The sequence below is a fragment of the Longibacter sp. genome (genome assembly GCF_051155795.1).
Classification (GTDB): domain Bacteria; phylum Bacteroidota; class Rhodothermia; order Rhodothermales; family Salinibacteraceae; genus Longibacter.
Window position 1 is genome coordinate 1 of record NZ_DAXETW010000170.1, and the last position, 22,706, is coordinate 22,706.

Sequence of the window (22,706 nt, forward strand, 5' to 3'; positions counted from 1 at the left end):
GTGCCGCTGCACGAGCAGGCGGTCCTCTTTCGATCGAGCCATAACAGCTACGAACTGGAGACGGAGCTCAACAAGCGGAATATTCCGTTCGTGAAGTACGGCGGAATGAAGCTCAGCGAGGCTGCTCACATCAAGGACGTGCTGGCGCATTTGAAGGTGGCGGAAAACCCGCAGGACGCCGCCGCCTGGAATCGAACCCTCCAGTTGATTCACGGCATCGGTCCAAAAACGGCCAAGTCGCTCATCGATTGGGCAACCGGCGAGGCAGACGATCCATTCGTCCATACCGAGAACGCGCCGTTCTCCAACCGCTACATTTCCCAGCTGAAGAAGCTCCTCGGCACGCTACGATCCATCCGCGACCCTGACCTGCCCGTCGTCGAACAGGTCGAAGCGGTGATCGACTATTACCGGCCGATCTTTGAAGACGAGTATTACGAGGACTATCCGAAGCGTGAACCCGACCTGGACCACTTCATCGGGCTTGCGGAAAACTACTCGAGCCGCCGAGACTTCCTCTCCTCCCTCGCCCTGGACCCGATCGAACTCACCGTCCTGGACAACGACGGGGAGCATGAGGACGAGCCGCCGTTGGTGCTCTCCACGATTCACTCCGCCAAGGGCCTGGAATTCCACACGGTGTTCCTGATCCGCGCGCTCGAAGGGGATCTTCCGTCCCGGTATGCCCTTCGTGAGCAGGGAGGCGTCGACGAGGAACTGAGACTCTTCTACGTCGCCGTCACCCGTGCGGAGGACAACCTCTTCATCTCGTACCCGATGACGCAGTACCGGCGGTACCAGGGGGAGTACATGACGGATCCGAGCCGGTTCATCACGGACGTCCCGGAGGAAACGCTGGAACCGGTACAGCTGGTGGAGGAAAACGATGCCGATGACGGGGACGAAGCGCTTCTCGACGGGGACACCCCGGCAATGCTCGAGTCCGGTGCTTCCCAGAACGCTGCCGCCCCGAAGCAACTCGAGAGCGGCAGCGCGTCGAAGTCGGTCGGGCAGGACCCGGCGGATGTGGAGCGCGACTACGATCCCCGGGACGTGGACGGGCTCCCGTTTTAAGCGCGACGCGAGGCGGAAAATGTCGGACCCGGCAAACGCCGCCCTTTACGTCCTCGTGACGTCGCGCTGCACGGCTACGTAGTGAGTCGTCCGGTCGCCGTCGTGAACCGGCCGAACTTTCCACTCGATCTCGAACGGCGTGCCATCCTTCCGGTAGTTCGTCGTTCGTCCGTGGAACGTCTCCGAAGCGGCCATCTTCCGGCCCAGGCGTTCCAGCACCTCCGCGTCCGTGTCCGGCCCCTGCAGCATGCCGGGCGTCTCACCGATGACCTCGTCGGACTCATATCCGGTCATCTCGGTAAAGGCGTCGTTCACGTAGATGATCTCCGACCCGCCGTGATCGTCCGTCGCCCGGGTGACGGTGATGGCCTCGAAGGCGAGGTCGGACGCGTGCTTAAACAGAAGATGGCCGATAGCTTCAGGAAGATCGGGATCAGACATGTGCGTCGGTCAGTTTTTTCTTTGATTGCGACACGTCCGATATGCGCAGGCCAGGTGAGTTGTGCGAGAAATGGCCGCCGGGAATGACAACGTCCGTGTAAGGAATCCGGCGACGCATGCTCGAACCGTCTCCCGTCCTCGTCGTATCGAAGCTTTACCCATTATCCTGCGGAATGGCGCCCGTCCACGCGCTTGCTCTCTCCCATGGCTCTGTCCGACTCCATCCCGTCCATTGACGCTCCCGACCTGACCATTTACCGGCTCGGTCGCGACCGGACGAATCTGATCCGCGACCTGAATGAGGCCGTGTTTGATGACCGGCACGTCATCAACCGGTTCGACCACGATGACCTATTGATGCTTGTGGCTGCTCGTGACGGGGATCCGGTCGGATTCAAGGTTGGCTATCGCCTTCGAACCGATACCTTTTACAGCGCGAAAGGGGGGGTGGTGAAGCGAGCGCGTCGTCAGGGGGTCGCCCGAGAGCTCCTACAGCAGATGCTTGCCGTGGTCGAACAGTGGGGATACGCGCGGTTCGTCTACGACACCTTCCCCAACAAGCATCCCGGGATGACCGTGCTCGGGCTCAGCGAAGGGTTTACGGTCGTGAAGGCCGGCTACAGCCCTCAGTACGAAGACTACCGGCTGCGTTTTGAATATCGGTTCACCGATCCGGTCTCCCGAAGCAACGGCGTATAAGAACAATCCGCGGCGCCGGCCGCCTACCTGTAACCATTCGACCGAAGCGACCGTGTTGCAGGTGGCTTCGACCCATTTCCCGACTCCTCTCTCGGCCCGACCCCGCAATTCACCGTGCGCGTTTTATTCGAACTGTACGAAGGACTTCGGATCGCCGGTCAGGCCATCTGGGCGAACAAGCTCCGCTCGGTCCTCACGACGCTCGGCATTATCATCGGCATCATTGCTGTGACGCTGATGGCAACCGTGATCGACGGCCTGGATCAGCAATTCGAGAAGTCGCTCTCCCAGCTCGGGGCCGACGTCGTTTACGTCAGCAAATGGCCCTGGGGGCAGAACACGAATCTGGACTGGTGGAACTATGTGAACCGTCCGGACATCCAGGCCAGCCTCGTCGACAACATCCGCGAACGGTCGCGCTACGCACAGGCGGTCGCACCAATGACCAGCACGAACCGCACGGTCCAGTACCGGGAACGCTCCATCGGGGCGGAGGTGACCGGCTCGACGCCGGAGTACGGCCGGATTCGGAACGTCGAGCTGCAGGCAGGCCGCTTTTTCACCGAGTCTGACGAGCGAGGGGCCCGCAATGTGTGCGTCCTCGGCGCGACGGTAGCAAGCGAGCTGTTTCCGATCGCCACGCCGGTGGGGAAACGTGTTCGCCTCGGCAACAAGCCATGCCGCGTGATCGGGGTTCAGGAAAAGCAGGGCAAGGGGCTCTTCGGCAGCCTGAGCGCCGACGATACCGTACTAATGCCGTTCAGCACGTTTGAAAAGCTCTTCGGCATGAGTCGCTGGCGGAGCATCGACATCATGGTGCAGCTTCCGCAGGGCCCGTCCATGGCTCGGGGAAAAGATGAGCTCGCGGGCATTGTGCGCATCGCACGCGGGGTGGAACCGGCCGAACAGAACAACTTCGAGATCAACGACTCGGACCGGGTACGGGAGTCCTTTTCCGCGACCAAGATCGCCATCAACGCGGTCGGGCTCTTCCTGACGGGTCTGGCGCTCGTCGTCGGCGGCATCGGCGTATCCAACATCATGTTTGTGTCCGTTCGCGAGCGAACGAAGGAGATCGGCGTGCGGAAAGCCGTCGGCGCGAAACGGCGGACAATCATGCTGCAGTTTCTGGTCGAAGCGGTGATTGTCTGTATGATCGGCGGTCTCATCGGCGTGGTCATCAGCCTCGGCTTGACGCCGCTCATCGAAGCCGTCATGGGGGTGACAACCGTCCTGCCCCTGGACACCATTCTGGTCGCATTCGGCATCTGTGTCTTCGTCGGCATCGCCGCCGGGATTGCGCCCGCCTGGCAGGCAGCAACGGCGGACCCGATTGAAGCCCTTCGCTACGAGTAATCCCTGCTCACGCTCCCTCCTCTCCGACAGCCGGTTCGTTTATGAGCGTTTTCGAGTCCATCCGCATGGCACTGACTGCCCTGCGCGCCAACATCCTGCGATCCGCCCTGACGCTGCTCGGGATGGTCATTGGCGTCTTCGCCGTGATTGCCGCCGTGACGGCCGTGGAGGTGATCGAAGTGTACTTCGAGGAATCGCTGCAGATCTACGGCTCCTCGACGTTCTCCGTGGAGCGGTACGAGTCGCAGATTGGCGGCCGGGACCGCGACGTGTATCACCCGCCCATCACCTGGGAGCAGGTGGTCCGCCTGAAGCGATCGCTACCCGGAGGACTGCAGGTCAGCGTAGATGAGGACTTCGACTGGATCGTGAAGGCGAAATACGAGGAGCGCGAGACCGAACCGAATCTCCAGCTCCGCGGCACAGACGAGCACTTCCTGTCGAACTTTGGCTTTGAGCTGGCAGCCGGCCGTCCGATCACGGCGCAGGACGTGCAGTACGCGCGACCGGTGGCCGTCCTCGGTGCGCCGGTTGCAGAGACGCTTTTCCCGAATCAGTCGGCGCTTGGAAAGGAGGTCCGGATTGGACGCGTGCGACTGGAGGTGATCGGTGTCCTGGAGGAGAAAGCGACGTTTCTCGGCTTCGACCCGAATGCTCGCGTGTGGGCGCCGATCTCGTACATGCTGAGCACCTATGGAGATAACGGCCGCAATATTGCGTCCGTGAGCGTTCGTGCGCCGAACCCGCAGATGGTTCGCCCCGCGCAAGAGACGGTGATGGCGCAGATGCGGACCATCAGGAAGGTCCGCCCCGGCGACCAGAACAACTTTTTCCTCGAAACGAATGCGTCGCTGCAGGACCAGCTGGCCTCCTTTACCGGCAGTCTCGGCATCGCGGGTGCGGCCATTGGCCTGATCTCCCTGCTTGCGGCCGGGATTGGCATTATGAACATCATGCTCGTCTCCGTGACCGAGAGAACGCGCGAGATCGGGATCCGGAAAGCCGTAGGGGCCAAAAACTGGCACGTCCTCTCCCAATTTCTGCTGGAAGCAATCGTGCTGTGTCAGATCGGCGGGCTGCTCGGCATTCTCCTCGGCGCGCTCGCGGGCAACGGGGTGGCGTTCCTGTTCGATATCAGCATGGCGTTCCCCTGGCTCTGGGCGGGGATTGCCGTGACCGGCGTTACACTGATCGCCGTGGTGTTCGGGCTGTACCCGGCATTCAAGGCTTCTCGCCTGGACCCCATCGAAAGCCTCCGGTACGAGTAGCACGTCCGTGGGCGGTGCGAGGAAATTCGCACGGAGAGCTTGCGATTGGGCGTCTCCCGGCGGCACGTTAGAGGCAGCTCGCTCTTACTCCCCGATCTGCCCTGCCCTATGAACGAAGCGAAAAAAGCCGCCGGCGAACAGGCGGCCGAACTCGTCCGCACCGGCATGCGTGTCGGTCTTGGCACCGGCTCAACGACTGCGTACGCGCTCCGCGCCATCGGGCGCCGCATCCGCGAAAGCAGTCTCCACGTGATGGGCGTGCCGACCTCCTTTGCGTCGGAGCGCCTCGCCCGCGAGTGCGGTATTCCCCTCACGACGCTCGACGAGGTCGACGAACTGGACCTTGCGCTGGACGGCGCAGATGAGGTGTCGCCCGACCTGGACCTGATCAAGGGGCGCGGCGGGGCTCACACTCGCGAAAAAGTCGTGGCCGCGCAGGCTCGGCGATTCGTCGTTCTCACGGACCCGAGCAAAGATGTGGAGCGCCTGGGGGCAAAGCGGGTGGTGCCGGTCGAGGTGTTGCCCATGGCCACAGGACCCGTTCTCCGTACGTTGACCGGACTGGGCGCGGACGCATCGCTCCGCATGGGTCGCGAGAAAGACGGTCCTGTCGTCACCGATCAGGGCTTCTGGATCATCGACGCACGATTCGAGGGCGGCATCGACGATCCGCCGCGCGTGGACCGAACCCTTCGCGACACGCCGGGTGTGCTCGATCACGGCCTGTTTCTGGACATGGCGACCGATGTCTTCGTGGGACATCCGGACGGCTCCGTCGAACATCGGCAGCGAGACGAATAGCTCGTCCACCGGCCGGACGCAAAAAAACCGCCCGCTCCGGCATGTACCGGGCGGGCGGATTTTTATTTCTGCGTCACAGAGCGTGTGCTGTCGGTGCGGACAGCACGGCTGTGCAATGCGGTCGGACTGTTACTTCAGACGGAAGGTAACGGGCAGCGACATCTGCACCTTCACGGGCTTACCGCGCTGCTTGCCCGGCTTAAACTTCTGCTGCTTCACAGCACGAATCGCTTCTTCATTGAGAAGCTTGTGGACGCCACGTGTGACCTTCGGATTCTGTACATTTCCGTCCTCATCCACAACGAACTGGACGAACACGCGGCCTTCGATACCGGCCTTCTTGGCGAACTCAGGATACTGAACCTCCCCCTGCAGAGCAGCAAGACCACCGATCAGCTCCGGGGAGTCCTCCACGACGACGAAGACTTCTTGCTCTTCCTCTTCTTCCCCATCATCTGGCGGGGGCGGTCCCTGGCTGGTATCCAGCGACTCGTCGAGGTCGAGCGACGCATCAAAGTCGACGTTCTGGTCTTCGATGATTTCGTCATTGGGCACCTCCATCGGCACCGGCGGCTTCGGCGGCGGCGGGGGCTTCACTTCCTGCTTCGTCTGCTGGACCTCCTCCATCTCGACGACATCCTGCTCCTCGAGATCAACCTTGAATTGCTGCTGGTTCTGGAGATCCCAGCTAAAGCCGATGAGCAGAATGGAGAGTGCGACAACAAGCCCGAGTTGAATCCAAACCGGGTACTCCTCGCGGAGATTGGCCTCTTCCGTCTTTCGTACCGACATGATCCTACCTAAATTATTGAAAGTGCGGCGGCAGCTGTCTCAGCGCACAGTCCGAGCACGCCGTTGGAGGCTCTCTGGCAAGATGACCATCTGGTGCGTGCGATGACGCACCGAGGATCGGCTTCCCAGACAACCTCTGATAGCCAAATCGTCAACGTCGCGGGTTTCTGTGATGTTTCGTCACGTGGACACGGATTTCGTCGTCCCTTCCTAATTCGACGGAACGTTTTCACACGATCGGTTCTGACGACGGCGTAACGGGCTAGCGCGTCCTCCTGGCGCGCCCGACGTCAGCTCAGTGTAAGGGTCCAGCGCCGCTGAACCAACATACTCGCCGCCGCCTTACCGAAGACGAAACGTGATGGGGATCGTCATCCGAACCGGCACCGTTCTCGACCGCTGCCGTCCGGGAATGAACTCCGTCGCTCTGAGGGCCTTGACGGCTGCGTCATTGAGCAGGTCGTTGGCCGATTTCTCTACGATGATGTCCGTGACCGACCCATCGGGACGGACGGTAAAGCGTACCGCGACCTGGCCCTCGACACCCACGCGTTTCGCACGCTCCGGGTACTCGACGTTCTCGTACAGGGCCGCCATCCCCCCACGCGGCTTCGGCATCTGCTCAACGACGACGAACGGCTCATCATGCGCGGGTTTCGAACCCACGTCCGGCAGAGCGGAGCCGGTGGCCGTCGTGCCGGCGTCAATGGGCAGGGTCGGCTCAAAGGAGATCGGTCGATCAGCGGCGATGATCGTCTCGTTCGGTACGACGACCGGGGGCAGTGGGCTGTTCGGTGCAGGCGGGGCCGCTTCGGCGGTGGGCGGCGGCAGGTCCTGCAGGTCAACAACTTCCGGCGGTGGCGGAACCGGTGTGTCGGGAGTTGACCGGTACAGGCTTACACTCGCAGCCGCCAAAATGACGGTCAGAGAGATCACAGCACCCGTCGCCAGGTGGAGCGAATAATCGCGACGCCACGTCGATCCGGAGGACTTAGAAACAGCCATCAGAGCAAGGGAGAGTCTGAACGAAAGCCGAACTTCTCTTTTCCTTCACATTCTAATCTGTAATGTGCAGGACACGATTACGGGATACAAGCGTCGGTCTCTTTCGTCACATTTGTACCCTTCATGACGTCCTCGGGGCGGGCTCACTGTCACGTTCGACGGTTCGATGTCGATACGCGACGTATGCCGCTATTCCCATCACGAGCCCGATGACGTCTGCGAGGGCGTCATACGGATCCGCGGATCGCTTGAACGGGATGATGAGCTGATAAAACTCACTTGCCACGGCGAAGACGAGGCCGGCGAGAAAGACATTTCGCACGCGGCGCCATGGGACCGTCCAGGGAATCGGCACCTCGGCCGGACGCAGCGCCCGCATCCAGAAGACCGCCAGTCCGGCGAACAGTCCGACGTGCGCCACCTTGTCCAGCGTGAGCGAGGGATCGATGCTCGGGAGGCCGGGGGAGGGGATGGTAAGCGCTACGATAATGCCGGCCGTCCAGAGAGCGGCCACGATCAGATAGTGGCGCGTGTCGAGCGATCGGAAGAGGCGAACAAGCCGTTCCATGCGAGTCAGGAAGAAAGAGAAAAGAGCCGCAGGCTGTCAACGCGCGGCATGATGAGAATCGTACCATCACCGGATCGATGATCCGACGCAGGCCTGGGCGGCGGCGGGGAGAAGGTCGAGAAGGTCGGTGGCGAGCAGCGTTCGTGGGTCCGCTTGTTCGGCGTACCGATCGGCGGCCGCGCCACCGAGGTGCATGGCAGCGGCCGCCGCAAGGACGGGATCGAGTCCCTGCGCGAGAAAACCGGCGCACAGGCCCGCCAGCACGTCCCCCGTCCCGGCCACTGCCAGTGCGGGCCCGCCGGTACCGCCAACGAACGTGGTGCCGTCCGGAGCAGCGACGACGCTCGGATGCCCCTTCAGAAGCAGCACCACGTTCCAGCGGCGAGCGTAGGTCTGCGCCGTCCGAACGGGATCCGACAGATCGACCTTTTCCTGCGCGAGGCGTCGAAACTCACCGCCATGGGGTGTCAAAATCCAGCGACCGTTTGGGGTCAGGTCCGTGTCTTCCGCCCCCAGCGATCCGGCGATGGCGTTCAGCCCGTCCGCGTCGATGACCGCCGGGTGCTCGATCGTCGCGAGAAAGGATTGAATCGACGACTGCGTTTCGCGCTCGCGTCCGAGACCGGGCCCGACGAGCAGAGCGCGCGCTTTCTCGAGCGGCTCGGCGAGCGTTGTTACCATCTCCGGAGCGAGTCCGGCTTCCCATTCGGGCAGCGGAATGGTTGGGATGGCCGTCAGGTTCTGCGCGAGGGTCGGCTGGATCGACTCGGGGCAGGCACAGGCGACGTATCCCGAGCCAGCGCGAGCTGCCGCGAGCGACGCCATGATCGGCGCTCCGGTGTACCCCGGCGCCCCGCCAACGACGAGCGTCATGCCGACGGAGTACTTGTGGGCGTCCCGGGACCGCTCCGGCCACCATGAACGGAGATCTGCGTCGGTCGTCCGGAAGGCACATCCCGGACCGGTGGCCACACCGTCGAGGACATGCCGCGGCATCCCGATGTCGACGACCTCCACCTCGCCCGCATGGATCGATCCATGACCGACGACGAGGCCTGCCTTTATCGACGCCATCGTCACCGTCTGATCCGCGTGGACGCATACGCCCAGCACGTTTCCGGTGTCGCTGTGAAGTCCCGTCGGGATGTCGATAGCCGCGACCGGCTCGGTCTGACGGGTCAGCCATTCGACGAGGCTTCGGATCGGCTCCCGGACCTCGCTGGTCAGGCCCGTACCGAGCATGGCATCGACGTAAAGCGTAGGCCGAAACGCGTTTGCCTCTGCGTCGAGCGCTTCTACGTCGTCGTACTGCGTCAGCGTCAGACGCTCAGCGACGTCTCCTTCTGCCTCGGACAGCTTCGCGAGAAGGGTGAAGTTGTGCGCGGGGTCATCGCGCATGGCGTCGTGCGAAGCCGTACAGACCACGTGGACGTGGGCCCCCGCCTCGGCCAGGCATCGTGCGACGACGAGTCCATCGCCTCCGTTATTCCCCTTTCCGCACAGGATCACGGCGCGCATCGTATCGGCCGGACCGAAGCGATCGAGGATCGATGACGTCGCGTTGCGACCGGCCGTTTCCATGAGCGTAAATCCCGGAAGGCCAAAGTCTTGGATGGTAATGCGATCGGCCTCACGCATCGCCTCGGCCGTCAGCAGGATGTCGCGCGGCGATCGGTGGTCGGGCATAGTGGGTGGCGAAAGCTACGGGGTGAGCGTCATGATAATTACATCGGCGCGAGCGCGCCTACAGCGAGTCCGCCGGCACGTCGACGCGGATCGGCCGGGCGAGCACCGGGATGCGAAGGGGGGAAGGCAGAACAATGGTCCAACGTGGACGACTTTCCGAGGGTTGTTCGGTCCACGTAACGGGCTCGGCCGGTTCGTATGGGACGATTCGGCCGGGATCCCACCGGCCGTTCTCGTTTCGGTCCAGGAAGGCGCGAAAGCGAAAATTACCCTCCGGCAGAGCATCGAACAGAAAGGTTGTGTCTGCACCGACGACCTGCTGTCGCGGATCAACGGGGATGGTGCTGTCGGTGGCGTACAGTTCCACGACGATCGGCCCCTCGAGACGGCTGCTGTCGACGGGTTGATACTGAATGCGGACCTCGGGCGCCTCAGCCGGCGCCGGAGTCGCGACGGTGGTGTCGGCTTGCGCCGTGTCCACGGCGGCTGGATCCGTCTCGAGCGTGTCCGCGATCCGGGGATCCGGCGCGCCGACGCCCGCAGCGGACGTGTCGGTCGTGGCGCTATCTGCGCGCACTTCGGTCCCATCGGGCGATGAGGCACGCGACGTGTCTACGGCGAGGGCCTGCCCTTCGAGTTCACCGAGCGCGCGGGCGGTGACGCGGCGGAAGCGGCGCGTGAACGTGGTATCGGTACCGGCGAACGGCGCATCGTCCACGGCAAGCTCGACCATCGTCCCGGCGGCAAGCTCCGGATCGAACGTGAATCGGTAGCCCGTACCGTCGTCGGTGGTGGCGACGAGGACGCGGGGTTGCCCAAGTGTATCCCGCGCAACGATGGCAGCACCGAACCGCGTGCTATCGACCGGCTGGTTGAAGCGCACGCCGGGCCGATCGCCCGGAAGGAGCGGTACCGCGCCGGTTGAATCCGGCGTGCCCTCCGTCGGGAGAAATTCGAGGAAGCGGGTCGTGATCGTATCGGGAAGGGTCGTCGCCGTGAAGCCGACGGTCGTATCCGGCAGCGGGGTGCCGAGGGTATCCGTGACCACGCTGTCGGCAATCGCCAGTCGGTGACGTCCCTCCTGCAACGCGTCGGCCGTCCGGATATCGACCTCGGTCGTCGGCACACCCGGTGCGTGAACGGAGGCGATGGGCCGGCGAACATCGCGGATCGAGTCGCGCAGGGTGTAGTCGGCCGGGTCGAGGGAGGGGCGGACAGGCTCGCTGAACCGGAGCGTTACGCGTTGACTCGATCGCGGCTGCACGCGCCGGAGTTCGGGAGCGATGGTATCGAGGCGACTCACGACCCATGGAACGTGAACGGGTTCGGCGTCCGCGGCCCCCGGCAGGAGCGGACGGGGCGGTGTACCGAACGGCTCGAGTACGTCGGGGCGCCGATTGCGGTTGTTGTCCTGAATTGCGACGACGTAGTACGACTGCTCGCGCAGGTATTCGAGAGAAAACGAGCCATCGTCACCCGTCTGCGTCCGGTAGGCCGGGCGCTCCGGAAGGGAGTCGGGCGGCACGCCGTCAGGGGCGGCGTACGCGTAGATGTCGACCTGCGGCTGGGGGCGTCCCTCGGCGGGTTCGACCACGCGGCCGGCGATGCGTCCGCGGTTGATGCGCGGCCCTGTCGAGAAGGCGATCGTGATCGGGGTATTGAGCGAGACGCCTCGCGTATCCGACAATTCCGCGTCCAGCGTCAGAATGTAGGTCGTGCTGTCCCGGAGCGCCGACGGAAAGGAGATCTCAACAGCCCGCCCGTCCCAGTCGAACTCCAGCGCCCGGTCGAAGGCGGGCGTCACAGTCAGGGAGCGGACGAGGGACGTCCGTTCGACGTACTCCGAAAACACGATCCGGACCGATCGCGTGCGGACGTTCACCGCGTCTTGAGCCGGGGTCGACGACACCACACTCGGCGGGGTCTCATCGCGCGGCCCTCCTCCTGGCGGCTGCGGATTGGCACAGCTACCGATCAGCACACCGCCGAGACAGGCAGCAACGACGATGGCGACAAGGTCAGAGCGTGACAGCAAGAGGGCGGGGAGAGCGTGACAGGAAGCGAAAGCTACGGACGATGATCTGTAGGCGCGGGGGTCTGTTTGGTTTCGACGGGGTTCGGGATTTGAGGTGTGAGGTTCGAGGTGTCTGGTGCGGATGGGGTTCGAGGTGCGGGGTGTTAGGATGATCAGCCGTCCCCCCCCCGAAACGCCATCCCGGACCGCCCCCGGATGTCGTTTAAGCCATCTACCGAAAAAGCGGTCCCCCGTGACCTGGAGGACCGCTTCGAAGACTGCCGGTGGCCTGTGCTTGATGCCCGAGCCGGGCGAAATCAGGCGTAGATGCCGCGCAGGCGCAGGGCTTCGGAGACCTTCCCGACCGCCATCACGTAGGCAGCGATTCGGAGCGACACGTCATGCTTCTGCGCCGTCTCATAGACCCGGTTGAAGGCCGTCGTCATCATCTGCTCGAGACGCTCCTCGACATCATCGCGCGTCCAGAAGTAGCCCTGTCGGTCCTGGACCCACTCGAAGTACGAGACGGTGACGCCGCCCGCGTTTGCGAGGATATCCGGAATGACGATAACGCCGTTCTCGTTGAGGATATCATCGGCCTCCGGCATCGTCGGGCCGTTAGCGCCCTCCACAATGATCTTGGCTTGGACGTTCTCGGCAATGTCGGCATCGATTTGATCTTCCTTGGCGGCCGGGACGAGGATGTCGCAGTCGGCGGTGAGCAGTTCTTCGTTCGAAATCTTGTCGGCCCCGGCGTATCCATCGAGCGTGCCGCCGCTGCTTTTCACGAACTCCCTCATGGCCGCAATATCCAGGCCGTCTGTATTGTAGTAGCCGCCGGTGACGTCACTGACGGCCACGACCGTGCATCCCTGCTCCTGCAGCAATTGAGCAGCGATGGAGCCGACGTTGCCGAACCCCTGAACGGCCACGCGGGCGTCGGACGGGTCGATGTTCTCCTGCTCCATGGCGGCAAGCGACACCGTCATGACGCCGCGACCGGTCGCTTCGACGCGCCCCTGCGAGCCGCCGAGTCCGATCGGCTTGCCCGTCACAACCGCGTTTTCCGTGCGGCGGGCATGCATCGAGTAGGTGTCGAGTATCCACGCCATGATCTGCTCGTTGGTATTCATGTCTGGGGCCGGGATGTCCCGATCCGGACCAAACACATCGATCATATTGGCGGTGTACCGGCGGGTCATGCGCTCAAGCTCACCCGGGCTCATCTCCGACGGGTCGCAGACGACACCGCCCTTGGCCCCGCCGAACGGAACGTCGACGACCGCGCATTTCCACGTCATCCACGCGGCGAGCGCCTTCACTTCGTTCAGATTTACGTCCGGTGCATACCGGATGCCGCCCTTGCTCGGGCCGAGCACGTCGTTGTGAATCACCCGGTATCCCTCGAAGACCTTGATGTGGCCGGTGTCCATCACGACCGGGATCGATGTGATATGGACGCGTGCAGGGCGGTAGAGGTACTCGTAGAAGCCCGGATTGAGCTCCAGAATCTCGGCCGCGATATCGAACCGCTCCATCATGGCCTGGAACGGATTGTCGCGATCAATGGGGGCCGGCTCACGATAAATGGAGCGGTCGTACACGTCGTACTTGAAAGGCATGAGAAACTCGGGTCAAGCGTGTGGCATGCGAAGGGACGCGCCGATTCGGAACCGCTTCCAGTTCTCCGGGCCCGGTCACAGAATGTGGGCCGACGGGCAGGGGCACGTCGTGTGATAAGGTGATGACTGGACCGGAGAAAATCGAACCCTGCGACGAGGAAACGTCGCGAAAAAGAGTCCAACGCGACAAGCGATTCATACGGCACGGCATCATCGGCGTCCGGTCGCCTTGCTGCAAAGGGAAGCGCTGAACGTTTGTACGGTCTGCGGGTTGCCGGGTACGCCGCGGTGGTGGACGAATCGGACTTCGTTCCCACGATTCTTCACGCGTCACGTGCCGCCGTGCTGGAGCATCGCCGTTGCCTCTCCCCCGTCAATCCGTCCGTGCCCGTGCCCGATCTCCCAGCACACCCCCTCTCCAACCGTCGCCGGAAAGACGTCGCATCGCTGCAGCGACGGAAGTTTCGCCGGAAGCACGGGCAAACGATTATAGAGGGTCTGCGTGCGGTAACGTCGGCGCTCGACGCCGGTGCGCCGGTGACCGACGTGGTGGTGACCGACGAGGCGATGCGGAACGACAGCGTGGTCGAGGTGCTAACCGAAGGCGGCTTTGTAACCGATGCCGATGCACCGTCCGCTCCGGGTCCGACGCTCTGGACGACAGAAGCCGACGTGATGCAGGAACTCTCCGGGGTTGCCTCCCCGCAGGGCGTTCTGGCTGTCGTCAAGCGCAGGTACTCCGGCGTGCGCGCGATCGTCGACCAGGTGAAGGGCGGTGGATTTCTGCTGGGCCTTGACGGCGTCCAGGATCCCGGCAACGTTGGCACGATCATCCGCACGGCGGCCTGGTTCGGAGTTACGGCCGTCGTGGCCGGTCCGGGCACGGCCGGACTGTACGGGCCGAAGGTAATGCGGGCGGGGATGGGCGGACACTGGGACCTGTCGCTCGCCCGGACCGACGATCTGGGCGGTGCTCTGGACGCCTGCCGGTCGGCCAGCCTCCCTGTTTACGGCGCGGACTTGTACGGGACCCGCGCTGCCGACTGGCAGCCCGATCAGCCATCGGCCCTCGTCCTCGGTAGCGAAGCCCACGGACTCAGCGCCGCGGTGCTCGACCGTCTGACCGAGCCCGTGGCCATTCCGGGGGCACCGGAGCGGCACGGCGCCGAGTCGCTCAACGTGGCCGTCGCGTCCGGTATTCTCGTCTACGAGTGGGTAGGAGGATGAGCGGTAGGGCGATGGCGAAATACGACGGAAGGTAGACCGCGACGCAAGGTGCTGCCGGGGGCATCCAGCCCCCGGTCCCTGATCGTTTGCAGGGGCACACACGCGAGGCGACGTGCAGAGCGTATCACGCGCCTCGGGCAACCTTCATCCGGTGTCCATCCGGCCATGTGCAAAAGCGACCGTTGTATCGTATACTTTTGCACTGTCCCCAGTCCGCTTTCGCCCGCGCCCGGTGAGCGTCTTTGCCCCCGGACGGCGCGTGTCCGTAGCAATCCCCTTTGTCCTTATGGAAATTCCGTCTCTTCAGGGCTTTACCCGTGAGAAAGGTGGTCTGATGACCATGGAAAAGCCCCTGAAGAAGGGTGAAGAGCACGAAGCCCTTCGTATCGGTGTCCCGCGTGAAGTCGCAAACGAAGAGCGTCGGGTGGCGATTGCTCCGAGCGGCGTGGTGACGCTCGTCGCCAACGGGCATGACGTCTACGTGGAGGAAGGAGCGGGCGACCAGGCACACTTTCGGAACGACGAATATGCGGAGGCCGGGGCAATGCTGGTCGATGACCCCGGGGACCTGTACGCGCAGTGTGATCTGGTCGCGAAAGTCGGCCCACCGGACGGGGACGAGCTCGACTACCTGCGGGAGCGGCAGATCCTGATTTCTGCGCTGAATCTCGGAGGGACGACGGCCGAGTTTCTCCATCACCTGATGCGGCTTAAGATCTCCGGTATCGGCTTTGAATTCATTCGCGACCCCGACGGCACGTTGCCGCTGGTCCGAATGATGCACGAAATCACCGGATCGATGGCCATTCAGATCGCCGGTCGCTACCTCGAAAGTAACGAGGGCGGGAAGGGGGTCATGCTTGGCGGCATCTCCGGGGTCCCTCCGGCGACGGTCGTCATCCTCGGAGCGGGCGTTGTCGGCGAATGGGCAGCGCGCACGGCGCTCGGATATGGGGCGCACGTGATCGTGCTGGACACGGAGCTGGGTTCGCTTCGGTCGCTGGAGCACTACCTCGACCGGCGCATCACGACGGCCATGGCGAGCGAACAGTACATCCGGCAGGCGGTCCGGTCGGCAGACGTCGTGATCGGGGCGATGATGTCCGACGGCCAGCGATCGCCGATGCTCGTCACCGAGGACATGGTGGCCGACATGGCAGCCGGCGGCGTGATCGTGGATGCGGTGATGGATCAGGGCGGGTGCGTCGAGACGTCGCGCCCCACGACCCACTCGGACCCCGTCTTTCGGGAGAAGGACGTCATTCACTACTGCGTTCCGAACATGCCGTCGAACGTCGCGCGAACGGCGAGCTATGCACTCACGCACGTGCTCGTGCCCTACCTCATCCGCATCGGGGAATGCGGTTCGATCAACGAGGCATTGTGGCACGACGAGGGCCTGCGGAGCGGCACGTACGTCTACCGCCAGCACCTCACGAAGAAAAGCCTGGCGACGATGTTCGGCATGAACTACCGGGACATTGAGCTGCTCATCGCCTCCGGGATCTGAGGTTTGGAGTGCGAGGAGTGTGGGATGACGAATTAAATCATCAAGTGCGGGCTTCGCCACCGAATGGCAATGCCCATCCGACTCTCTGGTAACTCGACTTCTTTGCTCGACTGCCTACTTACCGTACACTTGAAGATGACGAGACGCTCGAGCCCGAACGTCTGCCACCGGCACGCGAGCACGTCCCTGACAAACCACTCCGCACACTCCGCGGCCTTAGGATCTTCATAGTTCGGCCTGCATCCTCGAAACGCTCGGCGCAGAACGCGTTCGCCTGCGTCTAACTCGTAAAGGCGGGATCGTGAGCCGCGCGGGGGCTATTAGCCAGAAAAGGTGAATGCTCAATCGTCGTGGTCAAGAGGGGCCGCCGATCGGGATGCTCTTTCCGAAATAAGCAAACGAATCGCGATCGATCTCTTCGCTCTCGTCCGGCCGATAGACAGTGATTGTCGTCGACTCGGCCATTCCAACCGATTCTGGCGGACGATTACCCGCACCTCACGCCCCGAACCTCACCCTCTTCCATGAACGAAAACACGCTGTTGCGACTGGAAGGTCTTGCGGTACTTCTGGTAGCTTTGGGCATCTACTCTCAGTACGGCGCGTCCTGGTGGCTATTTGCGGGGCTCTTTCTGCTGCCAGATCTCGGGATGCTCGGCTATCTCGCCTCACCGCGCCTCGGCGCCTGGACGTACAACGCGGCCCACACCTACGTGACACCTCTCATCGTCGCCGGGGGCGCCTTCGCCTTCCGCGCAACGGCCGCCGAGTACGCCTCGCTGATCGGCTCGATCACCCTCATCTGGATTGCCCACATCGGCTTTGACCGGGCCCTCGCACTCGGTCTGAAACGAGCCTCCGGGTTCCGGGACACGCATCTTGGACGGATGGGCGGGGACAGGTGAGAGGGGTTTGTGAGTCGTGATTTGTGGGTCGGATTACGTCCAGGGTTGCCGTTTCTGTCCGGGACTTCCGATCTTGACAGTCCGCCGCGGCACGGCACCTGCTCGATTTGAACGTTTTTTCTCGCAACATGCGCCCGCCCTGTGGGGGCGGTACATTGCGATACCGGGGTCGGCCTATTATCTTCGCTTCCGCATCACATCCAGATCGGTGCTCGTCCCGTACCGGCCGGTCGGATGGCATCGTCCCGTGCCGCGCGACACACTCGACGCTCGTCCCCGAGCGTCGCCGGTGAGACGTGCCGGCATCGTTCTTCTGGCCCTGTCCGGCCCGCCCTCTCTCTGCCCGTTTCGGTCTCGACCCGACCCTCTACCAACATGGCAACACCCACCGCAGAACGCGAACAGTGGGGCTCCCGCATCGGTTTTGTTCTCGCCGCCGCCGGCTCCGCGATCGGTCTGGGAAACATCTGGCGCTTTCCCTTCAAGACCGGTGAAAACGGCGGCGCTGCCTTTGTCATCCTCTATCTGGCCTGCATCGCCTTCATCTGCCTCCCGTACCTGTTTGCCGAACTATCCCTCGGGCGGAACAGCCAGAAAAACCCCGTCGGGGCGATCAAGGCGATCAAGGAGAAAGGTCCGTGGTCCCTCGTGGGCGGCCTGTGCGTGCTGACGGGCGTCTTCATCCTGAGCTACTACGGCGTCATCGCCGGGTGGGCGGTCGGATACATCTTCAAGGACGTCTTTGCCCCCGCGGTCGATGCGGGGCAGTACTTCACGAACTTCATCGCCGACCCATCCGCGGTCATCCCGCTGCTCGCGCTCTTCATGCTCATCACCATCGGCGTGGTCGTCGGCGGCGTCGAGCAGGGGATCGAGCGCTGGGCCAAGGTCCTGATGCCGATCCTGCTGGTGCTGATGCTCGTCGTGATCTTTCGCTCGGTTACGCTCCCGGGCGCCGGCGCCGGACTCGACTTCTACCTGAATCCGGACTTCTCGAAAATCGACGGCGCGGTCATCGTCGAGGCGCTGGGACAGGCGTTTTTCTCTCTGAGCCTCGGAATGGGTGCGATGATCACGTACGGCTCATACCTGCCGAAGCGGGAGAATCTGCTCGTGTCCGGTGGCTACGTGGCGCTCTTCGACACGGCGATCGCTCTCATGGCCGGCCTCATGATTTTCCCGGCCGTGTTCGCAATGGGCGCCACCCCGGACGAAGGACCGGCCCTCATCTTCGTCGTGCTGCCGCAGGTGTTCGAAGCCATGCCGCTCGGCGGATTCATCGGAGCGGTCTTCTTCATCCTCCTTTCCATCGCGGCGCTGACGTCGACCGTCTCGCTGCTCGAGGTCGTCGTCTCCTATTTCGTCGATGAAACGTCCTTCAACCGGAAGAAAGCCGCGTGGCTGGTCGGCGGATTCACGTTCGCCTTCGGCGTGCCGTCCGCTCTCGCAAACGGCGCGGTCAGCTGGCTCAGCGACATGTCGTGGCTTGTCAGCAACAACATCGTCGGGCAAAACCCGAGCTTCCTCGACCTCATGGACTTCGTCTGGGGCAACATGTCCCTCGGCATGGGCGCACTGCTCCTGAGCATCTTCGTCGGATGGGTCTGGGGAAGTGAGCAGGCGATCGACGAACTGCAGCAGGGCTCGGGCGACACCTTCCGGGGCACGCTCGCCAAATCGTGGAGCGTTTTCCTGAAGTACATCTGCCCGCTCTTCATCCTCATCATCCTCGCGAACATCGTCGGGATTAACTTGATCGAGCAGGTCATCAACCTGTTCGGATGAGCGTCCCCGATGGGTTCATGCTCCGACCGTTCTCCGATAGGATCCCGCCCGCTGCACTACGCGTTGCTTGCTTCGTGTGTCTGTTCGCTTTTTTCGCGGACGTTCCCGCTCACGCGCAGCCCACGGCGCCCATCGAGACCGGCGCGTCCGTAGCGGCGACGCCGGTCGGCGGAAGCGATGCCTTCCGGCCCCCCGCACCCGACGCCCCACCGGCCGATCCATGGCTCGGGATGGACAAGGCAAAGCACGTCGGCGGGAGCCTGCTCCTGACGCTGTCGACGCAGTACGTCCTGGTGGCAAAGGCCCACTGGGCCGAAACGGACGCCCTCCCCGTGTCTGCGGCCACGGCTGCCACGGTCGGCATCGCAAAGGAGGTGTACGACCGCTACGCAGGACCGACGGCCTTCTTCAGCACACGAGATCTCGTGGCCGACGCGGTTGGCATCGCGCTCGGCGTCGTGGTCGTTCTCCTGTGACCGGTGCCGTGGCCGCATCGCCACCGCGCATTCTCAAGAGAAACGAATCGGACACGGGCCGTTAATCCGGGATCATTCCCGTTTAACCTCCGGTTTCCAATATACTGTAGCATCCGCTGGTCCGCCACCACGGTTCTGGCCCCCCGATCGGCGGTCGCCATTGCCGGTGTTCGTCTTCCGTCCCCCGCCCGGATCCCTCCGTTCCTCCTCATGAGCGATTACAAGGTCCAAGAAGAGTGCGGCATTTTTGGCGCATTCAACGACCCCGAAGCCGCCCGACACACCTACTACGGTCTGCACGCGCTGCAACACCGCGGGCAGGAATCTTCGGGGATCGTCACCAGCACGTTCGACGAGCAAATGCAGCAGCCGGTGATGCCGTCGCACAAGGACTTCGGTCTGGTGCTGGACGTCTTTGACGACCCGGCCATTTTCGAGACGCAGCTGCTTGGCGGTTCGGCAATCGGGCACAACCGCTATTCAACGAGCGGCGCGTCCACGAATCGGTCGAACATTCAGCCGTTCGTGGTGCATCACCGGAACGGCAACCTTGGCCTCGCCCACAACGGGAACCTGAGTAACGCGCGCAAGCTGCGCCATCGGTTTCGGGAAAAAGGGACCCTCTTCCAGACGACGAGCGATTCGGAGCTGATCCTCCACCTGACGAGCCAGAGCAGCGCCGACACCCACCTCGACCAGATTCGCGACGCGCTGGAGCAGATCGAAGGCGCCTACTCGCTCGTCCTGCTGACAGACGACCATCTGATCGCGGTTCGTGATGCCAACGGCTTCCGCCCACTCGCTCTCGGACGCCTCGGCGATCCGGACCAGGACGGCGGCGCCGCGTACTTCGTGGCGAGCGAGACGTGCGCATTCGACATGATCGGTGCCGAGTACGTCCGCGACATCGAACCCGGCGAGATCCTCGTGATCGACCGCAAGGGGTGCGCCAACGGCGGCGACTTCGACAGCTACCGCATCCCTTCGAAGCACGGCGTTAGCCAGTGTGTCTTCGAATACGTCTATTTCTCTCGTCCCGACTCCAAGATTTTCGGGGAAATGGTTGACAAGGTCCGGCGACGTATCGGGGAGGAGCTGGCGCGGGAGGCACCGGTGCCGGAGGTGCCGGAGGACGAGAAAACACCGATCGTCATCCCCGTCCCTGACTCGGCCAACACGTCGACGCTGGGATACGCCATGGAATGCCAGAAGATGGGCCTGCGCTGCCGCTTCGAGCTCGGCCTGATCCGAAATCACTACGTTGGACGCACATTCATCGCTCCAGGACAGGACCGCCGCGAGATGAAGGTCCGCTGTAAGTTCAACACGGTGGAGGGCCTGCTTCGCGACCGAACGGTGATCGTCATGGACGATTCGATTGTGCGGGGAACGACGGCTCGCTACCTCGTCAGCATGCTCCGCGAATCTGGAGCGAAGAGCGTTCACTTCCGCGTATCGGCCCCTCCAGTCGTGAGTCCGTGCTTCTATGGCATGGACTTTCCCAACAAGAGCGAGCTGCTCGCCAATCAGTTTGACCGGGTCGACGAGATCGGCGAATGGCTTGGCGTTGACTCGCTGGCCTACCTCTCCGTCGACGGATTAATGAAGGCGGTTCACGGCGCAAACAAACAGTCGAACGGATACTGCAACGCCTGCTTCACCGCCGACTACCCCGTTCCCGTCGACATGTCGACGACGAAAGAAGAGAACGAGTGGCAGGTGTAGACCCGGATACCGCTTGTGCGACGGGTTGGCGACAGTGAAGAACGTCGTGCGCGGGAATATCCTGTGTCGATCCGTGCGATGATTGTATGCTGGTTGTAGTTCATTTCTGTGACGTGTACTCTTTTTGTCGGGCATGCGTCGGTGGAAGACCCTACGTCTTCCCGCCACGCTGCTCCGCTCGCCATGCTCTCTCTTTGTCTCTCATGCCATGCACCGACTGTTACGAAGAACCGCTGTTCTCATCCTCCTTGCGCTGATCGTCCCGTTCGGGGGCGCCTCCGCTCAGAACATCGACGACGAAGTTGAGGCCCTGAACACGCGGATGGAGAATGCCCGCTCCAACCATCTCAACCTGATCGCTCCGAGAGCTTTTCGGGAGGCCCGCGATCAGCTAAATGATGCGCGGGAGAAGCTCCGGGAGGGTGACAAGATCGCCGACATTCGCGAGGCCGTCCAGGAGGGTCAGGCCAGCCTCAACGAAGCCGAGAAGCTACAGGACATCGGCAACGTGATCCTGGAAGATGCGATTGCGGCTCGCTCCGATGCACTGGCGGCCCGCGCCCCGGAGTTTGCCAAGGAGCAATGGATGGAGGCGCAGGAGGTGATGGAAGAGGCCGGCCGCGAAATTGAGAAGGGCGATCAAAACGATGCCCGCGACAAGGCGCGGGAGTCGACGCAGCTCTACCGGCGGGCAGAACTCACGGCCATCCGCGCCGACGTTCTCGGGCGGGCTCGTGATGCGCGGTCGAGAGCGCGGGCCGTCGAAGCGGAAGAATGGGCGACGAAGACGTTCCGCGACGCTCAGTCCAAGCTACAGCAAGCCGAGCAGCGTCTGGAAGGCGACCGGTATGACCGCTCCAGCGCACGCGATGTGGCGGAAGAAGCCACGGATCAGTATATCCACGCGCGCGACATCAGCCAGCAGGCGCAACGCGTGGACGACGATGTGGAGGTTCGATTCGAGGAGGTACGTCTGCAGATGGAGAATGCCATGATGCCTGTGCTCGAGACGCTCAACCTGGATGCAACATTCTCACAGGGCTTCGAGCCGGTGGCAGAAGAAATGAATGCCGCCATCCAGAGCGTTTACGCCGACCGTGAGAACCTGCAGAGCACGCTTGCTGACCGGCAGCGAGAGATTCGTCGTCTCCTTGCGAAGGTTGACTCCATGGATGCGCGTCTGGCAGAGCTCGAGGAGCGCGAGCAAGAAGTCAGCGCTGAGCTTCGCCAGCGCCAAGAGCGGGAACGCACCCTCGAACGCGCCCGCGGCATCTTCGGCGACAACGAGGCAGAAGTGGTTCTCCGCGGCGACGAACTGATCGTGCGGATGTACGGACTGAACTTTCCGGTTGGCTCCTCGGAGATCCAGCCGGCCAACTTTGGTCTGCTGACCAAGCTCCAGCAGGTGCTTCGCGAGTTCCCGGATGCGCCTATTACCGTGGCGGGCCACACGGATTCCCGTGGAAACGACGCATCGAACCAGCGCCTCAGCGAACAGCGGGCCACGGCCGTGCAGGAATACCTCATGGCCAACATGAGCGTGCTCAAGCCGAACCAGATCAAGTCCGTGGGGTACGGCGAGTCGCGCCCGCTGGCGAGCAACGAGACGGAGCAGGGCCGCGCCCAGAATCGGCGGATCGACGTCACGATCTCGCTGCCGTAAACGTGGGGTTATTTTCGTCGGTGCGGTGCACATTCGCGTAAGACCGTCAACGCGCGGGCTCCGGGGGAATCTCGGGGCCCGCGTTTTCT

General features: G+C 63.1%; 19 protein-coding genes. 12 read left to right on the forward strand and 7 right to left on the reverse strand.

Features of this window, described 5'->3' with window-relative positions; all coding sequences use genetic code 11:
* A partial coding sequence (locus tag ACFCU0_RS15775; RefSeq protein WP_434974642.1) for a 3'-5' exonuclease occupies window positions 1–1,074 on the forward strand: 1,074 nt, incomplete at its 5' end.
* A gap of 45 nt (window positions 1,075–1,119) precedes the next feature.
* On the opposite strand, the gene ACFCU0_RS15780 is transcribed toward ACFCU0_RS15775, so the two are convergent.
* A complete protein-coding gene (locus ACFCU0_RS15780; RefSeq protein WP_434974643.1) occupies window positions 1,120–1,515 on the reverse strand; it encodes a PAS domain-containing protein in 396 nt (131 codons plus the stop codon).
* Between the two features lie 204 nt (window positions 1,516–1,719).
* Here ACFCU0_RS15780 and ACFCU0_RS15785 point away from each other — a divergent pair, with 204 nt between their 5' ends.
* From ACFCU0_RS15785 to rpiA, 4 genes are all read left to right on the forward strand, one after another.
* Window positions 1,720–2,214 carry a GNAT family N-acetyltransferase gene (locus ACFCU0_RS15785; RefSeq protein ID WP_434974644.1) on the forward strand — a complete coding sequence of 165 codons (495 nt, stop codon included), beginning with the start codon at window positions 1,720–1,722 and terminating at the stop codon, window positions 2,212–2,214.
* Between the two features lie 114 nt (window positions 2,215–2,328).
* A complete protein-coding gene (locus ACFCU0_RS15790) occupies window positions 2,329–3,570 on the forward strand; it encodes an ABC transporter permease (RefSeq protein ID WP_434974645.1) in 1,242 nt (413 codons plus the stop codon).
* A gap of 41 nt (window positions 3,571–3,611) precedes the next feature.
* Window positions 3,612–4,838 carry an ABC transporter permease gene (locus tag ACFCU0_RS15795; RefSeq protein WP_434974646.1) on the forward strand — a complete coding sequence of 409 codons (1,227 nt, stop codon included), beginning with the start codon at window positions 3,612–3,614 and terminating at the stop codon, window positions 4,836–4,838.
* 108 nt (window positions 4,839–4,946) lie between these two features.
* Window positions 4,947–5,639, forward strand: a complete 693-nt coding sequence (gene rpiA, locus ACFCU0_RS15800) for a ribose-5-phosphate isomerase RpiA (RefSeq protein WP_434974647.1) — start codon at window positions 4,947–4,949, stop codon at window positions 5,637–5,639.
* A 129-nt stretch (window positions 5,640–5,768) separates the two neighbouring features.
* On the opposite strand, the gene ACFCU0_RS15805 is transcribed toward rpiA, so the two are convergent.
* From ACFCU0_RS15805 to ACFCU0_RS15830, 6 genes are all read right to left on the reverse strand, one after another.
* Complete coding sequence (locus ACFCU0_RS15805) at window positions 5,769–6,431, reverse strand: energy transducer TonB (RefSeq protein ID WP_434974648.1); 663 nt, start codon at window positions 6,429–6,431, stop codon at window positions 5,769–5,771.
* A 342-nt stretch (window positions 6,432–6,773) separates the two neighbouring features.
* A complete protein-coding gene (locus tag ACFCU0_RS15810) occupies window positions 6,774–7,436 on the reverse strand; it encodes a TonB family protein (protein WP_434974649.1) in 663 nt (220 codons plus the stop codon).
* A gap of 121 nt (window positions 7,437–7,557) precedes the next feature.
* Entirely contained in the window at window positions 7,558–8,004 is a 447-nt protein-coding gene (locus tag ACFCU0_RS15815) for a VanZ family protein (RefSeq protein ID WP_434974650.1), read from the reverse strand.
* Window positions 8,005–8,070: 66 nt separating this feature from the next.
* The gene (locus tag ACFCU0_RS15820) at window positions 8,071–9,690 is read right to left on the reverse strand and encodes an NAD(P)H-hydrate dehydratase (RefSeq protein WP_434974651.1); all 1,620 of its coding nucleotides are present in this window, start codon (window positions 9,688–9,690) and stop codon (window positions 8,071–8,073) included.
* Window positions 9,691–9,748: 58 nt separating this feature from the next.
* Window positions 9,749–11,725 (reverse strand): Ig-like domain-containing protein, encoded by a 1,977-nt coding sequence (locus tag ACFCU0_RS15825; RefSeq protein ID WP_434974652.1) that lies wholly within the window; start codon window positions 11,723–11,725, stop codon window positions 9,749–9,751.
* 296 nt (window positions 11,726–12,021) lie between these two features.
* A complete protein-coding gene (locus ACFCU0_RS15830) occupies window positions 12,022–13,326 on the reverse strand; it encodes a Glu/Leu/Phe/Val family dehydrogenase (RefSeq protein WP_434974653.1) in 1,305 nt (434 codons plus the stop codon).
* A gap of 390 nt (window positions 13,327–13,716) precedes the next feature.
* Here ACFCU0_RS15830 and ACFCU0_RS15835 point away from each other — a divergent pair, with 390 nt between their 5' ends.
* From ACFCU0_RS15835 to ACFCU0_RS15865, 7 genes are all read left to right on the forward strand, one after another.
* Complete coding sequence (locus ACFCU0_RS15835) at window positions 13,717–14,553, forward strand: TrmH family RNA methyltransferase (RefSeq protein ID WP_434974654.1); 837 nt, start codon at window positions 13,717–13,719, stop codon at window positions 14,551–14,553.
* A 286-nt stretch (window positions 14,554–14,839) separates the two neighbouring features.
* A complete protein-coding gene (locus ACFCU0_RS15840; protein WP_434974655.1) occupies window positions 14,840–16,063 on the forward strand; it encodes an alanine dehydrogenase in 1,224 nt (407 codons plus the stop codon).
* Window positions 16,064–16,587: 524 nt separating this feature from the next.
* Window positions 16,588–16,968, forward strand: a complete 381-nt coding sequence (locus ACFCU0_RS15845; RefSeq protein WP_434974656.1) for a DUF4260 domain-containing protein — start codon at window positions 16,588–16,590, stop codon at window positions 16,966–16,968.
* A 375-nt stretch (window positions 16,969–17,343) separates the two neighbouring features.
* Window positions 17,344–18,753, forward strand: coding sequence for a sodium-dependent transporter (locus ACFCU0_RS15850; protein WP_434974657.1), 1,410 nt, complete (start codon window positions 17,344–17,346; stop codon window positions 18,751–18,753).
* A gap of 74 nt (window positions 18,754–18,827) precedes the next feature.
* Complete coding sequence (locus ACFCU0_RS15855; protein ID WP_434974658.1) at window positions 18,828–19,229, forward strand: hypothetical protein; 402 nt, start codon at window positions 18,828–18,830, stop codon at window positions 19,227–19,229.
* 210 nt (window positions 19,230–19,439) lie between these two features.
* On the forward strand, window positions 19,440–20,954 hold the full coding sequence (gene purF / locus ACFCU0_RS15860) for an amidophosphoribosyltransferase (RefSeq protein WP_434974659.1): 1,515 nt from the start codon (window positions 19,440–19,442) through the stop codon (window positions 20,952–20,954).
* A 208-nt stretch (window positions 20,955–21,162) separates the two neighbouring features.
* Window positions 21,163–22,617, forward strand: a complete 1,455-nt coding sequence (locus tag ACFCU0_RS15865; protein WP_434974660.1) for an OmpA family protein — start codon at window positions 21,163–21,165, stop codon at window positions 22,615–22,617.
* The last annotated feature ends 89 nt before the right edge of the window (window positions 22,618–22,706 follow it).